Origin of the sequence: Brevundimonas sp. SGAir0440, assembly GCF_005484585.1 — a bacterium.
Taxonomy (GTDB): domain Bacteria; phylum Pseudomonadota; class Alphaproteobacteria; order Caulobacterales; family Caulobacteraceae; genus Brevundimonas.
In genome coordinates this window covers 226,692-242,985 of sequence record NZ_CP039435.1, presented here as the reverse complement: position 1 = coordinate 242,985, position 16,294 = coordinate 226,692, and the positions used below count along the sequence as shown (strand labels likewise).

The window sequence follows — 16,294 nt, the reverse complement described above, 5'->3', positions numbered from 1 at the left end:
CATAACGCCGGTCTGCCGCCTGGCAACGCGACCAAATGGAACATGACGAAAGGTTCATGTTCTCACCCGCGCGACCCGGAAAAGGTTGCATCGCCGGACCCCCGGTCTTATGCGCGCGTCAACTCCCCGACTGACCGTCCCTTGCTGAAAGAGCCGCCATGTCCGCCCCCGCCGACAAGCCCGTCAAGAAAGTCGTCCTCGCCTATTCGGGCGGGCTGGACACCTCGATCATCCTGAAGTGGCTCCAGACCGAATATAACGCCGAGGTCGTGACCTTCACCGCCGACCTGGGCCAGGGCGAAGAGTTGGGCCCGGCGCGCGAGAAGGCGCTGAAGCTGGGCATCAAGCCCGAAAACATCTTCATCGACGACCTGCGCGAAGAGTTCGTGCGCGACTTCGTTTTCCCCATGTTCCGCGCCAACGCCCAGTATGAGGGCGACTATCTGCTGGGCACCTCCATCGCCCGGCCCCTGATCTCCAAGCGCCAGATCGAGATCGCCCGGATGGTCGGCGCCGACGCCGTCTGTCACGGCGCGACCGGCAAGGGCAACGACCAGGTCCGGTTCGAGCTGGGCTATTATGCGCTGGAGCCCGACATCCGCGTCATCGCCCCGTGGCGCGAGTGGGAATTCCGCAGCCGCGAGGCCCTGCTGGACTTCGCCGAGAAGAACCAGATCCCGATCGCCAAGGACAAGCGCGGCGAGGCGCCCTTCAGCGTCGACGCCAACCTTCTGCACTCCTCGTCCGAGGGCAAGGTGCTGGAAGACCCGGCGGTCGAGGCCCCCGAGTTCGTCCACCAGCGCACGATCAGCCCCGAAGACGCGCCGGATAAGGCCACCGTCATCGAGATCGGCTTCGAAAAGGGCGACGCCGTCTCGATCAACGGCGAGGCCATGTCGCCCGCCACGATCCTGACGGCGCTGAACCAGTATGGCCACGACAACGGCATCGGCCGTCTGGACCTGGTCGAGAACCGCTTCGTCGGCATGAAGTCGCGCGGCGTCTATGAGACCCCTGGCGGGACCATCCTGATCGCGGCGCACCGCGGCATCGAAAGCATCACCCTGGACGGCGGCTCCATGCACCTGAAGGACCAGCTGATGCCGAAATACGCCGAGCTGATCTACAACGGCTTCTGGTTCTCGCCCGAGCGCGAAATGCTTCAGGCCGCCATCGACAAGAGCCAGGAAAACGTCTCCGGCACCGTCAAGGTCAAGCTGTACAAGGGCAATGTCTCGGTCATCGGCCGCGAAAGCCCCAACAGCCTGTACGATCAGGACCTGGTGACCTTCGAAGAAGGCGTCCAGGCCTATGACCACAAGGACGCGGCCGGCTTCATCAAGCTGAACGCCCTTCGTCTGCGCGTCCTGGCCAAGCGCGACGCGCGCAAGAGCTAGGGCGTCTTATCCGAGCGGGCGATCCTGAGGATCGCCCGGTTTCGGTCGTCCGTGACCCAGATCGATCCGTCGGCGGCGACGGCCAGCACGACCGGCGCGCCGCGCGGCTGGCGGCCTGAGACCGTGTCCCAACCCGGCGTCAGCACCTTGCCGCGTAGGCTGGGCGCGCCGGGGGGATAGGACAGGGCGCCGCGCGGATAGATGGCGTAGCGGCCGCCGATATCAGTCAGGGGGCGGCCCTCGCCATCCGTCTCGGCCGCCACGATCCGGCCGCCCGCGCGACGATAGCCGTGCCAGCTCATCAGCAGCCGGCCGCGCAGTTCGGGGAACATCGCCCCGTCGTAATAGATCAGGTCCAGCGGCGCGGCGTGGGGCGGCAGCAGGGCGACCGGGCGGTCGCGCTGGCGGCATCGCGCCTGGGCCGCGCTCCAGCCCGGCAGGGGCGTCGCCAGATCGACGCAATAGGGCCAGCCGTAATGGCCGCCCTGACGCAGGACATTGATCTCGTCATAGGGATGGTCGGGCGTGGTCAGGTCGACCGAGTTCTCGCCTTGCAGGATCGTGCCCGACGGGTGCCGGGCCAGGGCGATAGAGTTCCGCAGGCCCGAAGCGAAGACGGTGCTGTCCTCGGCCCAGCGGCCGGCGCCCAGATAGGTGTGACGCCGCACCTGGGCCGTCGCCGCGCTGTCGATGCAGGCGCCCGCCGCATTGGCGCGCGCCCGGCCTCGCGCATCCACGCAGCGGTCGCTGGGGGCGCCGACATTGACCAGCAGGTCCCCGTTCGCATCGAAGACGAAGCTGGACAGCGGGTGGCGATTGGCGTGCAGCCGATTGTCAGGCAGGTCCCCGATCACGGTGCGCACCGTCGCCGCCGGATCGGCCGCGTCGGGGTCCAGCGTCAGGATGCGGTTCATCTCGGACACATAGATGAGCCCGTCCGGCCCGCGCGCCGCCGTGTGCGGCATGCTCAGACCTTGCGCCAGCCGTCGCCAGCGCGGCGCGCCGTCGGACCCGAACGACAGCCGCCAGATGGCGCCGCGTCCTTGCTCCCAACTGCCGAGATCCGTCACCAACCAGTCGCCGTCGGGTAGCGCCAGCAGGCCGCGCGGCATCCGCGGTCCCTCGGCCCCAGCGCCCTGCCAGACCAGCCCCAGGCAATAGCCGGGCGCCATCCGAACGGTGGTCATCGGCCGCCCGCCGCAGTCGCCGTCGGTCGCATAGGCGCCCTGGGCCGCCCTCGCGCTGAAAGGCGCGGCGACGAGGAGGGCGAGCAGGGCCATAAGGCGGATGGTCTTCATGACGCCAGAAGCCCCCACAGACGGTCCAAGATCAAGCGCGGCGTCAGATCAGCCCTTGTTCGCGCGCCGCCGCCGTCAGGCCGTCGCGAAACTCGGGCGCGGCCAAGGCGATCAGGGCGCGGGCGCGCTCGCTGGACGACTTGCCCTTCAGATTGGTCCAGCCGTGTTCGGTGGCGACGATGTGGGTGTCGTTGCGCGGCGTGGTGACCGGCCCGTCCAGACGCGCGACGATGCGCGAGGCCGTTCCTTTCGCCGCCGTGGAATGACAGGCGATGATCGACTTGCCGCCCTCCGATCCATAGGCGCCGCGCACGAAGTCCAGCTGGCCCCCGGCGGCCGTGAACTGGCGCCCGTTCAAGAACTCCGAGCAGCAGGCGCCGGTTAGGTCGATCTGAAGCGTGGCGTTGACCGAGATCATCTTCGCATTGCGTGCGATCACGGCCGGGTCGTTCACATAGGAGACCGGATGGGCCTCCATGCCGCGATTGCCGTCCAGAAACTCATAGGTGTTGAGGTCGCCCATCGAGAAGGCGAAGACGCCCACGCCCGGATGCAGGGTCTTGCGGGCATGGTTGGCCACGCCGGCCTGCATCAGTTCGACCAGGCCGGGCGTCAGCATCTCGGTGTGAACGCCCAGATCGCGGTGGTCCATCAGGGCGTCGCAGACGGCGTTGGGCAGGGCGCCGATCCCCATCTGAAGCGTCGCCCCGTCCTCGACCAGGCCGGCGATGATGCGGCCGATGGCCAGGTCCGCCGGCTGAGGTTGGGCGCGCGGCACGACCAGCAGGGGCGCGGCATGTTCGACGATGCCGACGACCTGGGACACATGGATGGTGCAGTCGCCGAACACGCGCGGCATGTGCGGATTGACCTCGACGATCACCGTCCGGGCCGTCTGCGACACCGGCTTGGCGTAGCCGGTGTTGGTCCCGAACGAGAAGAAGCCCTCCGCATCCATCGGCGAGACGGTGCAGATCAGCGCATCCACCTTGACCTCCTCGCACAACAGGCGGGGCGACTGCTGAAAGCCTGTGGGGATGAACTGCACGGGGTTGGGGCAACCCTCCTCGTGTGCGCGCTGTTCCAGCCGGCGTTCGATGGCGCTGTGGAACAGGCTCCAGGGGCGGATGCGGTCCATCAGCTCATAGCGCAGCACCGTGTCCCCTGCGATAGCGGTCGAGAGCAGATAGTAGAGGTTCACATCCTCGACCTCGTCACGCGCGGCCCGTTCGGCCAGGGCCTTGAGCAGGGCGGGCGGCTGGGACACGCCGAGCCCCATGGCGACCTTGGCGCCCGAGACGATCAGGGCGGCGGCCTGATCGGGTGTCTTTAGGCGTTTGGCGTAAAGGGCGGCGTGGTCCATGGCGTGCGTCTCCGTCATGTCGCCAGACTAGCCTGCCGCGCGGCAGATGGCGGGCCTAGACTTTGGTCGGGTCGGGCGCGGCTTCGATCGGCGAGGCTTCGTCCTGCAGCGCCGCGCGGTGACGCTTCTGCCAGCGCGCCACCCCATAGGCGACCAGCCACAGGGCCATGGCCCAGGCGGCGCCGACCGCCCAGCCGGCGAAGACGTCGGTGGCCCAGTGGGCGCCCAGATAGATGCGCGTCAGCCCGACCAGCAGGGCCAGCAGAATGCCGACGCCCAGGACGAAGACCTTGAACCGCTCGCGCGGGAAGGCGCGGGTCAGCATGACGGCGACGCTGAGATAGAAGACGGTGGATAGCAGGGCGTGGCCGGACGGGAAGCTGGCGTTGATCGTCTCCACCGCCTGCATGGCCGCAGGGGGCCGGGCGCGTTCGAACACGGCCTTCAGGCCCTCCGAGAGCGCGACGCCCCCGGCCAGGCCAATGATCAGCAGCAGGGACGACAGCCATTTCCGCTGGCTCAGCAGGAAGACGATCACGATCAGGGCGAACAGCCCCAGCACCGAGATGCCGCCCAGCGAGGTGATGTCCGCCGCCGCCTCCTTCAGCCACCACGGCCCCCACGGCCGGCCCGGGTCGTCGGCATAGGGCCGCATCAGCGCCAGGACATGAAGATCGAAGGCCTGGCCCTCGCCCTCGGTCATCTCATCGGCGAGGCCTGCGAAGGTCAAAACGCCGCCGGCGACGACCAGCAAGGCCAGAAGCGCGGCGATCTCGGTGCGGGCGACCGTCAGGACGCGTATCAAAAAGGCGCGGACATCGGAAAGCGTCATGGGCGAGCCAACGGCCAAGCTGGTCAGTCGTTCCGATCACGCGTTCGTGATCGCTTTGTCTCAGGCGCGTAAAACGGACGTGCTGGCTTGAGTACTGGCTTTTCCCCAGGCGGCTGGGACTTGTCCGACCGATTCGCCCACAATGGTCGGCGTCAACCCGTTGACGGGTCATTAGGCATATGCGCCCTATATGTGGGCTCGGGGAGCGCGGAGGCCACAAGATGATGTGGTCGCGGCGCGGGCGGCTCAAACGATTTTTTGTTCAGGACGCAGATGACCATGGCTGGCGGCGAGGCATTGAAGACGACGGAATTCCAAGGCGTTGCGGCGACGCCGACGCCGGAGCGCCCCCACCTGACCGTGGTCAAATCGGTCCAGGTCGACCGCTCGCGCGATGATCTGCTGACCGACTTCGGCAAGAAGACGCTGGAAGATCGCTATCTGCTGCCGGGCGAAAGCTATCAGGACATGTTCGCGCGGGTCTCGACCGCCTTCTCGGACGACGCCGAACACGCCCAGCGCCTGTATGACTATATGAGCCGCCTGTGGTTCATGCCGGCGACCCCGGTCCTGTCGAACGGCGGCGCGGATCGCGGCCTGCCGATCTCCTGCTTCCTGAACGCGGTGGGCGACAGCCTGGACGGCATCCAGAACGTCTGGAACGAGAACGTGGCCCTGGCCTCGAACGGCGGCGGCATCGGCACCTATTGGGGCGGCGTCCGCTCCATCGGCGAAAAGGTCAAGGGAGCGGGCAAGACCTCGGGCATCATCCCTTTCATCCGCGTGATGGACAGCCTGACGCTGGCGATCAGCCAGGGTTCGCTGCGCCGCGGTTCGGCCGCCGTCTATCTGGACATCCACCACCCGGAAATCGAAGAGTTCCTGGAGATCCGCAAACCGTCGGGCGACTTCAATCGCAAGTCCCTGAACCTGCACCACGGCATCAACGTCACCGACGAGTTCATGGAGGCGGTGAAAGTCGGCGGAACCTTCGACCTGAAGTCGCCCAAGGACGGCGCGGTCATGAAGACCGTCGACGCCCGTTCGCTGTGGACCAAGCTGCTCGACATCCGCATGCAGACCGGCGAGCCGTATCTGATCTTCTCGGACACGGTGAACCGCCAGATGGCGCCGCACCAGCGCGACCTGGGCCTGAAGGTCAAACAGTCGAACCTGTGCGCCGAAATCATGCTTCACACCGGCCGCGACCACCTGGGCGTGGACCGGACCGCCGTCTGCTGCCTGTCGTCGGTGAACGCCGAGACCTTCCTGGAATGGCGTGAGGAGCCGCGCTTCGTCGAGGATCTGATGCGGTTCCTGGACAATGTGCTGGAGGACTTCATCCGCCGCGCCCCGCCCGCCATGGCCGCCGCCGTCTATTCGGCCAAGCGCGAGCGTTCGGTGGGTCTGGGCCTGATGGGCTTCCACTCCTTCTTGCAGGGGCAGGGCGTCGCCTTCGAAAGCGCCATGGCCAAGTCGTGGAACATGCGCCTGTTCAAGCACCTGCGTCGCGAGGCCGATAAGGCCAGCCGCCTGCTGGCCGAGGAGAAGGGCCCGTGCCTGGACGCCGAGGAGCGCGGCGTGATGGAGCGGTTCAGCCACAAGCTGGCCATCGCCCCCACCGCCTCGATCTCGATCATCTGCGGCGGCACGTCGGCCGGCATCGAGCCGATCCCGGCCAACATCTACACCCACAAGACCCTGTCGGGCTCGTTCGCGGTCAAGAACCCCTATCTGGAGCGCTTGCTCGACGAAAAGGGCATCAACACCGAGGCGGTGTGGAGCTCCATTCTGGAGAACGAAGGTTCGGTCCAGCACCTCGACGCCCTGAACGAGGACGAGAAGGGCGTGTTCAAGACCGCCTTCGAACTGGACCAGCGCTGGGTGATCGAACTGGCCGCCGACCGCGCGCCGGAAATCTGCCAGGCCCAGTCGCTGAACCTGTTCATCCCCGGCGACGTGAACAAATGGGACCTGCACATGCTGCACTGGTCCGCGTGGGAACGCGGCGTGAAGTCGCTGTACTACCTGCGCTCCAAGTCGGTGCAGCGCGCCGCCTTCGCGGGCGCCGAGGACAAGGCCGAGGCCGAGATCGACCCCAATCAGCCCGATCTCTTCTCCCTGCCCAAGACCGACTACGACGAGTGCCTGGCCTGCCAGTAAGGCATCTGCACCGAGCGACCCGAAGGGCTCCGCGACAGCGGGGCCCTTTTTCGTTTTGGAACCCCGGCAGGTCGTCCTCGTTCAAACGCGACGAAACCATGACCAAAAGCCGTTGGACTCTTGCGCCTGAGGGTTGCAGTGTGTGTCCAGCGGATCGGTGGGGAGACCGGATGCGATTGAAGGCCTGTAGTCTCGGCTTGGGGGGCGTGTTGGCGATGGCCGGCGCGAGCGCCGCCTGTGCACAGACCTGGGCCCCCAACGCCTTCGACGCCTCGCCCGATGTCGAGGCGCGCCTGACCGAACAGACCAGTTTCCGCGTAGCCCCTGACGCCCGGTTCGGCGCTCAGATTGAAATCCCGACCGCCTTCCGTCCCGACAACCGATCCGGCCTGACCGCCAGCACGCGCAACGACGTCTGGATTGATCGCACCGACTTCACCGACCGGGTGACGCTGGAAACGGCCGGCCGTCTGCGCCGCGCCGACGGCTCTCCCTTGCCGGTCACGCCCGTCGATCGGGCCGAACTGGACCCCGACGCCTATGACCTGCGCTATGTGCGCGGTTTCCGCGGCGCTCGCGGCCATACCGCCTCGGGCCTCGAGGTCAGCCTGACGCCCCATGCCGGTCTCGGCGTCGGCAGCGAAGGCCGTTCGGCCGAGGCCGGGGTCACGCTCAAGATCGGCGAGGGGCTGGATCGTCTGGCCCCCAACGGCCGCGAACGGTTCGGCGAGCGGCCGCGCTGGTATCTGTACGCCGCCGGATCGGGCCGGGCCGTGGGCTACAACTTCGCCCGCACGCGCGACGGCGACTATGCCCGCTCGGGTTACACCCAGGACAAGGGCAGCTTCCTGGGCGACGCCTCGATCGGCGTGGCCTATCGCAAGGGCGACATGCAGACCTCGTTCGGCGTCGTCTATCGCGAGATTGACGCCGGCAAGGGTCTGCGGGGCATGAACGGCCTGGACACCGACGTCAGCGAAGGCCTGCTGGCCTTCCAGCTGTCGATCCGTCCCGGCCGCTGAGCCTTCAGCGAACCTCCGAGACCGCCACGCCCTCGCGACGCGGATCGGCCCCTCCGTCCCAGCGACCGTCGCGCCAGATCGCGCCATGCAGCCCCGAGGTCTCGGTGGCGTTGGGCCTCAGGGCCATGCCCGCCGCCGCCAGGGCGTCGCGGATATCCGGCGCGATCATGTCGGTGTCGGCCCCGACCATCTCGCCCCGCACCACCAGATTGGGCAGGGCGATCGCCTCCTGCATCGACAGGCCCCAGTCCATCGTCCCGACCAAGGCCTTGGCGACATAGGCCAGGATGCTGGACCCGCCCGGCGAGCCTATGGCGCCGACCAGCCGCCCCTGACGATCCAGAATCAGCACCGGCGTCATCGATGAGCGCGGCCGCTTCCCCGCCGCCACCGCATTGGCGGCCGGATGACCGTCCTCTAGCGGCGTGAAGGAGAAGTCGGTCAGCTGATTATTCAGGAAGAAGCCGTCGACCATCCGGCCATTGCCGAAGATGCTCTCGACCGTCGTGGTCATGCTGACCGCATTGCCCCAGGCGTCCACGACGACCATGTGCGAGGTGCCGCCCGGCTCGGCGGTCTGGTCGGCCCCGCGCGGCGGCGATCCCGCTGGGGCGCCGGCCTCGACCGGGCCGTTCACCTGCGGAGCCAGAGCCGCGCGCGACGCGACATAGTCGGGATCCAGCAGGCCGGCGATCGGCACGCCGACGAAGTCGTTGTCGCCGATGTAGCGGTCCCGGTCGGCATACATCAGTCGCTGCAACCGCCCGAACGCGACCCAGGCCTCAGGGCTCCTGGCCCCCTTGTCCAGATCCGGCGTTTCCTCGGCCATGGCCAGGAACTGCAGCAACGCCGCGCCGCTGGACGGCGGCGGCGGCACGCAGATCACATAGGCCTGATACGGCCGGCAGAGAGCGTCGCGGCGCAAGGGCCGATAGCCGGCGATGTCCGCCTCGGTCAGACCGCCGGGACGCGGTCCTTCGCGAACCGCTGCCGCGATGTCGCGCCCGATCGGCCCGCCATAGACGACGCCCGGCCCCTGCTGCGCCAATCGCGCGACCGTGTCGGCGTAGGCGGGGTTTTTCAACGTATCGCCCGCCTGATACCGCGTCCCGTCCGGCTTGGTGAAATAGGCGCTGGCCCAGCGGGTCCGCGCCTGCGGACTGCGTCCATTGATCATGCCGGCCAGACGCGGGCTGACCGTGAACCCGTCGCGCGCCAGCCGTTCGGCGTCCCCGAACAGATCGCGCCAGGCCAGCTTCCCATGATCCTTCTGCGCCATCGCCAGCATGGCCACCGCCCCCGGCGCCCCGGTCGAGCGGCCCGACAGCACCGCGTCGATGAAGGGCAGGGGCTTGCCGTCCTCATAGAACAGTTCGGGCGTCGCCGACGCCGGCGCCGTCTCGCGCCCGTCATAGGCCGTGACGGTCCCGGTCTCGGCGTCATAGCTCATCAAAAAGGCCCCGCCCCCCAGGCCCGACGACTGGGGCTCCACCAGACCCAGCACCGCCTGGATCGTCACCGCCGCATCCACGGCCGATCCGCCACGCCGCAACACGGTCATCCCCGCCTCGACCGCGAGCGGATTCGCCGCCGCCACAAACGGCCCCCGAGCGGGCGATGCGGCCGGCGACGGGGCCTGAGGCGATACTGTCGCCAGCGCGGGCGCCGCTTGGCTGGCTGTCGCGGTCTGGCATCCCGCCATGAGGACGGGAACCAGCATAGCGGCGATCTGGCGACGGAAAGAACGCATGAAAGATCCGAAAGCAGGGGAGCGTTAGACAGGCCTAAGCCGTCGCAGCCGCCACGCCAACCGCTTCAGACGCAGAAACTGCATTCCCCCGCTTGCGTCCGCCCGATCCACCGGCTAAAGACCCGCCCTCGCCGCAAGGCAGCCGCACCCGTAGCTCAGCTGGATAGAGCATCAGACTACGAATCTGAGGGTCGGGCGTTCGAATCGCTCCGGGTGCGCCATCTTTTTCAACGACTTAGTGGATGAGGCGCGTGTTTTTATCCGCGCCGTTACAGTCGTTTTACACCCTTCGTTACAGTCTGCGTTTACGTCCCGTTCGAAGACCGTTTTCTCTGTGCCTTGAGCGCTACGACATTATCGACTCGGTCCTGCCCGCTGTCCGCCATGCGGCGACGCTGCGCCTGCCGGCGGTAAATCCGCGCCGCTCGTTCGGTGGTGTGTTCAAGCTGCGCCATGATTTCGGCATCAGATGCACCTGCGTACGCGAGTTCAAGCCCACGGGCATGGCGCAGGCCATGAGGTGTAAGATTGGGACGAGCGCGCTTGGTCTTAGCCAGCGCAATGGCCAGGCGGGTGACAGCCTGATTAAGAGCGCGCACCTTCCAGGGGTGGCCGCGTTGGTTGTATGCGATGGTAAGGGCTTTGGTGGACGTGCTCTCCAAAAAAAGCAGAGAGGCGGCTGTCTTCACGTTTGTCGCACAAAACCTTACGCTTCTCGGTCGTCCAGTAGAGCCGGCGCTGGGGCAAACCGTCATCATCTTGCGCGATGATCCGAGCGTTCAGCGGGATGTTGCAGATTGTACCCCGACGGAAGCCGCCCCAGCGCCCTAGAGCCACGGCACGGGCCAGGCCCGGCATGTCGCGCCTAAGGGCTAGCGCGATGAACGCGTCCACTTCCTCGTCTGTCCAGGCAAGGTTCACCTCATCAGCGTCATGAGGCGGAGCCAGCTTTTTCAGCCCCAAGAAAGGGTTGGTCTTTATGCGGTCGTCCTCAGTGGCCGGCTTCAGGGCATTTTTGAGCATCTGAACGCGGTCATTCGTGGCTTTATGGCCGCGCGGCGCCCAAAGGTCGCGCTGGTCTCTGACCCAGCCCTTATCAACTTCAGCGAGGCGAACGTCGCCGACATCGACCTCGATCTCATTGAGTAGGCGCCCGTATTCTATCTGTGTCGACTGGGCGAGCCCGATAAAATCGGCGGACTTCCTGTAGCGCTGGATAGCGCCGCCTACAGTCCCTGCCCTCGGCGTCTGAGCGGCTTGCGCCCTGGCGAGTCGAGCGAGAATCGCATCGACCTCGGCCTTGAGTTCTGGGGACCCATCGAGTGACCGCAGAGGGCCCTCACGGTGGTTCCCTTTGCGAAAATAGAGATCGACGGTGCCGTCCGGGCGTCGAATGCGCTGGACGTATTTAACCTTATCCATCGCGCGCTTCATCATTCAGTAACTGGCGGCTTTGGCTCAGACGATTAAGGGTACGTGCCCGAACCTTATCTAGCGCTGAGGTTCGCCTTTCGTCGCTTTTGATTTCCATGTCTGGAAGCGATGGAGCCGCCGGCGCAGCCTGTTTGACCGTTTTGAGCGGCAGGCTCGCAACCCATTCGTCGATCTGAAAACGGTTGTAGCGGATCACGCGCTGGCTCCCAAATCAACAGGAGCTACCGTGCAAATCTTGGAAATCGTGGACCACGACAGCGCCAGGTAGGCGCTCAACTGCTCCTTCGTGAGCAGCAGCGGCCAGAACGCTGGGAGTGCGGACGGTCGGCCTTCTTGGTCGATCTGTCCCGAAGGCAACAGGTGAAAGGCGACGGCCTTAAGTCGGGCCCAGTCTGTTGGCGCCTTGTCGGCGGACGGGGAGGAACGAGGGCGCATTTTGACGACAGGCAATAGGTATGCGGGCTCGGGACTGAGCGGTGCCTCCCTCGGTTGTCGTCACTGCCGACGGAGAACGTGATCGAGGGTTGGTTATAGCAGACCCTGCTGAATAAGCAATAGTGGTTCTGAGTTAACATACTGTTATTGTAAAGGAATTGTCTGCATTCGCGTCGCTTTTGTTTTAGTGCCCCCATGTGGTGGGTGTGGTGGCATAGGCCGTCATAAAATCGAACATCGCGGCGGCTTCCTCGGACGACGCTAACGTTACATAGACGGCGACAGTCCAGCAGGCGCCGGGAGGGATCTGACCGAACTCGACCATGACCGCCTCAAGGGGCGTGACCTCGTCGTTAGCAGTGCTGATGTAGTCAATCAGGTCAGACTGAACGCATTGGCCGAGCCAGACAGCTTCAGCTTCACTGGTGCACCCATCGATTTTTATGATCGACATGACCCAGCCGTCTTCGAGCGGCTTGGTGCCGACGAGGACGCGCTGGTGGCCTGGAGTGACCTCGACAGCCTTAAAATGGCGCTGCAAACCTTCGCTGTAATCAACTTGGTTGGACATCAGCGCTTCCAATCGGCGCGTACAAACGCCGCGTCCAGGAACTTGGCTACCTCTGCCCATTCCTCGCCGGCGGCCCCCGCCAGCGCCGCCTTGCGCCGCACGTCGGCAAGCAGGAGTTCCCGGTCGAGGTACGCGGCCAGGCGCGCATAGTCTTCACGGCGCTGATCGACCGAAGCCACAGCGCGCTTAATCAGCCCCTCGATGTCGAGGACGCCTTTCAAATGGTTCGCTTGGTCAGAGATCACGCGGGTGTTGCCGCGAACATAACCGAGGGCGGGCCGGATACAATCAAGTGACGGGGAATAGGGCGAACGCATCTCGCCAACGACGAGCGGCACGCCCAGCGCGGGGCAAATTGAAGGCACAATGACGTCGCTCACATCCAGATCGAACGGCAGCCCGCGACGGGCTGCCCGCTGGCGGGCGCGACTGTGAAGCGCGACGGCGGGGGTCACTCGCCGCTGAACCTTGAGGTAGCGACGCGTATAGGCGGCATTGCAATTTGTGCAGGTCGAGCGCTGAAGGCGCGCGCCGTAGATTGGGCATGCGAGGTTGGGCAGATCGTAAACACTCATGTAAGACTCCTTCGTCAGAATGAGTCCAAGAATTCAAACTTGGTCTAAAGAGTCAAATTGAATCATGAATGCACCGAGGACGAAACCCGCCGATCACCCGACTGGCGCACAATTGCGGGCCGCCCGGGGATTGGTGAATATGTCAGTGTTGGACTTGGCTGAGCGTACTGGATTGGCGCCAAACACGATCAAGCGCGCGGAGGGGAACAACGGTCTGGCGCCGGTGAATGCCGCAAATGCTAAGCTGATGGTGTCCACACTTCGGTCTGCTGGAGTGATATTCCTTCCAGCCTCGGGTGATACGGGCTCCGGCGTGCGGTTGGCATCACCTGAACAGCCCCCATTGGCGCGTCGGCGAACTGAGGTCAAACGGCAACCGTGACTCCACCAAAGGAGTCACGTTACTCATCCGCGCCGCCCAAACCCTGACCCAGCCTGAGATTTCGAGTCACTTTACCAATCAACTGTGACTCGACGTACGCCAATTCGGGACTATTGAGGTCCGAAGGAAAGGGGGGCGGCAGGGGCTGGGGGGGTCACCCCCAGCCACCCCCCTTCGCTGCATGGATCGCGTCGTGCTTAACGGTCAGAGTTAAGCACGGGAGGTCTCGAATATGGACTATGAACGAACGCCGAAAGGCATCACTTACAGAGGCATCCGCCGTGCCTTTACGGATTAGGCGAACAGCAACAGTGACTTCGTATCGCGCGTCGATAAGGCTCTAGGCGGTGGGTTTATTGGTGTCTCGCATGGCGCTTTCATGAAGAACCAAGGGACTGATCTGCATCTTCAGGTCCAACAACCTGACGGGTCGGATGGTCGTGTGGCGTTGATTGTCCACATTGACCAGTTTCTAGACCAAGGGGTTATCGACTTAGAAGCCAAACCAAAGGTGAAAAAGTACCGTGATGGTGAGTTCCGCAGGGTTACGATCGCGCCGAAAATCTGGTTCCACCACACAGGAAATGCAGCGAACGCCGAAAATCGTCTGACCTTTGAAAACTGCTGAAAATCGCCAGTCCTGATTTCACTGCGATTCTCGAAGAGGGCATTGATCGCGCCCAACGCACATTCCATCAGGTCATGAAGCCGAAATCATCGATCCCGTGGTTCATGATGACCAAGTAGAGGCGGATCGCCGCCTCGATCAGGGCGTCGAACTCTTCCAAAGTCATGTTCGGTCCGTCGGCAACCAGCGCCATAACTCCGTCAGCTGGCCCCCGTTGAGATGGTGTCCTTGAATGACGATCTGCGGACGTTGGTTGTCGCATCGCTCGCAGACCATCGTCGCGTATGTCGCCAAGCGAAGTAAAGCGCTGCGCTTGTGGTAGCTTCGCCCGTACAGGGGTAACGCTGCTGCCGCACTGGGCGCACTGATTGCTGTATCGGATGTCGTTAGGCGTCGTGTCGTCGCGACATGAGTTCAGCACAACGTCAGGTCTCTGAATCGTAGCTGATCGCCACCTTCACGCACGCCTCGGGCGGATCGTGGGTGGGCCAGAAGACGGCTTTTGGCTCTCTCGATGGCGTGAACAACGCGACCGTCGGCTGAGGCGTCCTTAGCGCCGGCAGCGCGCACAGCGGTTGCAACCCGGTCTAACCGGTAGATCAGAACACTCCAGAGCCAAGGTAGTTGCGCATTGCCACATTGGCACACGTAGCGGTTTTCAAGCTGATGGAGTCGAGCGGGTGGCTTGCAAAGCTTAATGCCGCATAGGTCCAACTTTGTGATTTGGTTAAGAAAGTGTTAATTTTTGTTGCTTTTCGCCCGATAATGCGGCCAAAGGTGTCCCAAATTGGCATGGCCCGGCTTTTGTAAGGGTAACGACCAAGACGGGTGCCGGGGAGGTGCCTAGGGCAGGGGTTGGGAATGGCGATCAAGCGCTCGCGCAGAAATGCAGCATCACGGGTTGTTGTGCTGTGTGCTGCTTCAGCTCTAGGTTGTGGGGCGGCGGGGCCGGTGTCCGCTGCTGATCGCGGCTCTTCGCAGCCCGCTCGCAATGAAATAGCGGTCGTAGTCGAGGGAGATATTCGGTCGCTTTGCGAGCTTCCTGACATTTCCGATGTGGATTTGGGTGATTTAAGTTCGGGTGCGCGTACCATCAAAATGGGTTTCGCGCTGTCGTGCAATGTGCCGTTCGAGCTGGAGTTTCAGTCGGGTGGTGGGTTGAGGCATGAGCTCAGTCCGCAAGGTCAGGGTGGCTTTGCGGGCACTCTTGATTACGCCTTGAACGTCGCGCTTCCGCTGCAGGGGGCGGCCTCTTCTCGTGTCGTTCAGCGCACCTTCACTTCCGGTCAGATGTCAGGAATGGGTGCTGTAATCAACACGGGCGATCACATCTCCGCTGGCGATGGCCTCATCACATTGTCCACGTTGTCGCCTCCGGCTCCCGGCCTGCTCGCGGGCGTGTATAGCGACGTCATAACAATGACTTTGCGTGTCGGCCTATAGTAAAAACACGCCAAAAAATTTGAGGTACGGAAGAACTCGTCTGCGTGACAGTAGGCGTAGATGTTGTTCGTGTTGTTTTAAGTGCAGATGTTCGGATTTACTTGTTTTAGGTATGTTTTTTGAGTTGACCAGCGTTATTTAATATTTTATCAACCAGGATGTGGGGGCCGTCATTATTTTCGGTTACCCGACATTTCATCCTTACAAATACGGAAACACCCTATGAAAACGATCACCAGCTTGCTTGGCGGCGCTGCCATCCTCGCCATGACGCTGACCGCTTCGGTTGCGGCGGCTCAGACCAACAACGTCAACGTGACGACGAACAGCTCGCGCGGCGGCAGTAATCCCGTCACGACCTATACGGTCCGCGGTCAGAACTCGAACGGCACGGCGACGGCGTCGACGCTTGAGCTTAACGACGCCCAAACCAACAGCTGGCGCATCACCGGCTTCGTGCCGGCCGACTGCGTACTGTTTACCGGTGGCGGCAACGGCAGCCAGCAGGTCATCGATCTGGGCGAGATCGGCGTTGAAGGCCAATCGAACCTGGGTTCGGATACCGTCTTCGACCTACGCGATAACATTGTGCTCACGATCGCCAGCGGCACCGCAGGATGCAACACAGCTAATACCATGAGCATCACCAAGACAAATGGCGTTCGTGGCTTGGTCAACAGTGCTCCCGGCGCCTTTGACAGCAACCAGTTCCAAGCAAACATCCCCTATTCGGTCACGGCGACTTTCCAGGCCGGCGGCGAAACGAACCTCACTGTCGCTTCGGGCGACGATGCAGAACAGAAAACTCTGGGAGCGTGGCGCTCGGGTCTGAGCATGCGCTTCTTCGCAGGCAAGCCTGGCAAGGGTCTGGTGGCTGGCACGTATGAGGACGTGATCACCGTTCGCTTCGACACCGACATCTAAGCACTACGATAAGACCGAAAGGAGGGTGTCTTCGGATACCCTCCTTTCATGTTTCGCCCCGAATATCGTTGCCGCCG

General features: G+C 63.9%; 16 protein-coding genes and 1 tRNA gene. 7 read left to right on the top strand and 10 right to left on the bottom strand.

Annotated features, from left to right (window positions below; genetic code table 11):
• The first annotated feature begins 158 nt into the window (after positions 1 to 158).
• Complete coding sequence (locus E7T10_RS01115; RefSeq protein WP_137720376.1) at positions 159 to 1,397, top strand: argininosuccinate synthase; 1,239 nt, start codon at positions 159 to 161, stop codon at positions 1,395 to 1,397.
• On the opposite strand, the gene E7T10_RS01110 is transcribed toward E7T10_RS01115, so the two are convergent.
• Genes E7T10_RS01110 through E7T10_RS01100 form a run of 3 tightly spaced genes read right to left on the bottom strand, consistent with a single transcriptional unit; the run spans position 1,394 to position 4,890 of the window.
• On the bottom strand, positions 1,394 to 2,695 hold the full coding sequence (locus E7T10_RS01110; RefSeq protein ID WP_137720375.1) for a sorbosone dehydrogenase family protein: 1,302 nt from the start codon (positions 2,693 to 2,695) through the stop codon (positions 1,394 to 1,396). The two genes, E7T10_RS01115 and E7T10_RS01110, sit on opposite strands and share 4 nt — an antisense overlap.
• 43 nt (positions 2,696 to 2,738) lie before the next feature.
• Positions 2,739 to 4,058: an acetyl-CoA hydrolase/transferase family protein gene (locus E7T10_RS01105; RefSeq protein ID WP_168189864.1), complete on the bottom strand. Its 1,320-nt coding sequence runs from the start codon at positions 4,056 to 4,058 to the stop codon at positions 2,739 to 2,741.
• Positions 4,059 to 4,113: 55 nt separating this feature from the next.
• Positions 4,114 to 4,890, bottom strand: coding sequence for a phosphatase PAP2 family protein (locus tag E7T10_RS01100; RefSeq protein ID WP_137720373.1), 777 nt, complete (start codon positions 4,888 to 4,890; stop codon positions 4,114 to 4,116).
• 273 nt (positions 4,891 to 5,163) lie between these two features.
• Between E7T10_RS01100 and E7T10_RS01095 the strand changes: the two genes are divergently transcribed.
• The gene (locus E7T10_RS01095; protein WP_137720372.1) at positions 5,164 to 7,053 is read left to right on the top strand and encodes a ribonucleoside-diphosphate reductase subunit alpha; all 1,890 of its coding nucleotides are present in this window, start codon (positions 5,164 to 5,166) and stop codon (positions 7,051 to 7,053) included.
• A gap of 215 nt (positions 7,054 to 7,268) precedes the next feature.
• Complete coding sequence (locus tag E7T10_RS01090; protein WP_210416131.1) at positions 7,269 to 8,075, top strand: lipid A-modifier LpxR family protein; 807 nt, start codon at positions 7,269 to 7,271, stop codon at positions 8,073 to 8,075.
• Positions 8,076 to 8,079: 4 nt separating this feature from the next.
• Here E7T10_RS01090 and E7T10_RS01085 read toward each other — a convergent pair whose 3' ends face one another.
• Complete coding sequence (locus tag E7T10_RS01085) at positions 8,080 to 9,825, bottom strand: gamma-glutamyltransferase family protein (RefSeq protein WP_137720371.1); 1,746 nt, start codon at positions 9,823 to 9,825, stop codon at positions 8,080 to 8,082.
• Positions 9,826 to 9,969: 144 nt separating this feature from the next.
• Here E7T10_RS01085 and E7T10_RS01080 point away from each other — a divergent pair.
• Positions 9,970 to 10,046, top strand: a tRNA-Arg gene (locus E7T10_RS01080).
• A gap of 84 nt (positions 10,047 to 10,130) precedes the next feature.
• Here the strand turns inward: E7T10_RS01080 and E7T10_RS15860 are convergent.
• The 5 genes from E7T10_RS15860 to E7T10_RS01060 form a co-directional block, all read right to left on the bottom strand.
• On the bottom strand, positions 10,131 to 10,424 hold the full coding sequence (locus E7T10_RS15860; RefSeq protein ID WP_246846070.1) for a tyrosine-type recombinase/integrase: 294 nt from the start codon (positions 10,422 to 10,424) through the stop codon (positions 10,131 to 10,133).
• A complete protein-coding gene (locus tag E7T10_RS01075) occupies positions 10,411 to 11,247 on the bottom strand; it encodes a hypothetical protein (protein ID WP_246846069.1) in 837 nt (278 codons plus the stop codon). Before E7T10_RS01075 ends, E7T10_RS15860 begins: the two co-directional genes overlap by 14 nt.
• Positions 11,240 to 11,455 carry a hypothetical protein gene (locus E7T10_RS01070; RefSeq protein ID WP_137720370.1) on the bottom strand — a complete coding sequence of 72 codons (216 nt, stop codon included), beginning with the start codon at positions 11,453 to 11,455 and terminating at the stop codon, positions 11,240 to 11,242. The genes E7T10_RS01075 and E7T10_RS01070 overlap by 8 nt, the downstream gene beginning before the upstream one ends.
• A gap of 423 nt (positions 11,456 to 11,878) precedes the next feature.
• Complete coding sequence (locus tag E7T10_RS01065) at positions 11,879 to 12,265, bottom strand: hypothetical protein (RefSeq protein ID WP_137720369.1); 387 nt, start codon at positions 12,263 to 12,265, stop codon at positions 11,879 to 11,881.
• Positions 12,265 to 12,840, bottom strand: a complete 576-nt coding sequence (locus E7T10_RS01060; protein WP_210416130.1) for a hypothetical protein — start codon at positions 12,838 to 12,840, stop codon at positions 12,265 to 12,267. The genes E7T10_RS01065 and E7T10_RS01060 overlap by 1 nt, the downstream gene beginning before the upstream one ends.
• A gap of 761 nt (positions 12,841 to 13,601) precedes the next feature.
• Between E7T10_RS01060 and E7T10_RS01050 the strand changes: the two genes are divergently transcribed.
• On the top strand, positions 13,602 to 13,850 hold the full coding sequence (locus E7T10_RS01050; protein ID WP_137720367.1) for a hypothetical protein: 249 nt from the start codon (positions 13,602 to 13,604) through the stop codon (positions 13,848 to 13,850).
• A gap of 67 nt (positions 13,851 to 13,917) precedes the next feature.
• Here the strand turns inward: E7T10_RS01050 and E7T10_RS15995 are convergent, their stop codons facing one another.
• Positions 13,918 to 14,043: a hypothetical protein gene (locus E7T10_RS15995; RefSeq protein ID WP_256371843.1), complete on the bottom strand. Its 126-nt coding sequence runs from the start codon at positions 14,041 to 14,043 to the stop codon at positions 13,918 to 13,920.
• Positions 14,044 to 14,711: 668 nt separating this feature from the next.
• On the opposite strand from E7T10_RS15995, the gene E7T10_RS01045 reads away from it, so the two are divergent.
• Together E7T10_RS01045 and E7T10_RS01040 are read left to right on the top strand one after the other, a co-directional pair.
• Complete coding sequence (locus tag E7T10_RS01045; protein WP_137720366.1) at positions 14,712 to 15,293, top strand: hypothetical protein; 582 nt, start codon at positions 14,712 to 14,714, stop codon at positions 15,291 to 15,293.
• Between the two features lie 222 nt (positions 15,294 to 15,515).
• On the top strand, positions 15,516 to 16,217 hold the full coding sequence (locus tag E7T10_RS01040) for a hypothetical protein (RefSeq protein ID WP_137720365.1): 702 nt from the start codon (positions 15,516 to 15,518) through the stop codon (positions 16,215 to 16,217).
• Positions 16,218 to 16,294: the final 77 nt, after the last annotated feature.

Excerpts from the sequence above, each read along its gene's own strand:
- E7T10_RS01100 (WP_137720373.1), bottom strand. The coding sequence starts at position 4,890 with ATGACGCTTTCCGATGTCCGCGCCTTTTTGATACGCGTCCTGACGGTC.
- E7T10_RS01040 (WP_137720365.1), top strand. The coding sequence starts at position 15,516 with ATGAAAACGATCACCAGCTTGCTTGGCGGCGCTGCCATCCTCGCCATG.
- E7T10_RS01090 (WP_210416131.1), top strand. The coding sequence starts at position 7,269 with ATGGCCGGCGCGAGCGCCGCCTGTGCACAGACCTGGGCCCCCAACGCC.
- E7T10_RS01105 (WP_168189864.1), bottom strand. The coding sequence starts at position 4,058 with ATGGACCACGCCGCCCTTTACGCCAAACGCCTAAAGACACCCGATCAG.
- E7T10_RS01085 (WP_137720371.1), bottom strand. The coding sequence starts at position 9,825 with ATGCGTTCTTTCCGTCGCCAGATCGCCGCTATGCTGGTTCCCGTCCTC.
- E7T10_RS01075 (WP_246846069.1), bottom strand. The coding sequence starts at position 11,247 with ATGGATAAGGTTAAATACGTCCAGCGCATTCGACGCCCGGACGGCACC.
- E7T10_RS01060 (WP_210416130.1), bottom strand. The coding sequence starts at position 12,840 with ATGAGTGTTTACGATCTGCCCAACCTCGCATGCCCAATCTACGGCGCG.
- E7T10_RS01045 (WP_137720366.1), top strand. The coding sequence starts at position 14,712 with ATGGCGATCAAGCGCTCGCGCAGAAATGCAGCATCACGGGTTGTTGTG.
- E7T10_RS01065 (WP_137720369.1), bottom strand. The coding sequence starts at position 12,265 with ATGTCCAACCAAGTTGATTACAGCGAAGGTTTGCAGCGCCATTTTAAG.
- E7T10_RS01050 (WP_137720367.1), top strand. The coding sequence starts at position 13,602 with ATGAAGAACCAAGGGACTGATCTGCATCTTCAGGTCCAACAACCTGAC.
- E7T10_RS01115 (WP_137720376.1), top strand. The coding sequence starts at position 159 with ATGTCCGCCCCCGCCGACAAGCCCGTCAAGAAAGTCGTCCTCGCCTAT.
- E7T10_RS01110 (WP_137720375.1), bottom strand. The coding sequence starts at position 2,695 with ATGAAGACCATCCGCCTTATGGCCCTGCTCGCCCTCCTCGTCGCCGCG.
- E7T10_RS15995 (WP_256371843.1), bottom strand. The coding sequence starts at position 14,043 with ATGGCGCTGGTTGCCGACGGACCGAACATGACTTTGGAAGAGTTCGAC.
- E7T10_RS01095 (WP_137720372.1), top strand. The coding sequence starts at position 5,164 with ATGACCATGGCTGGCGGCGAGGCATTGAAGACGACGGAATTCCAAGGC.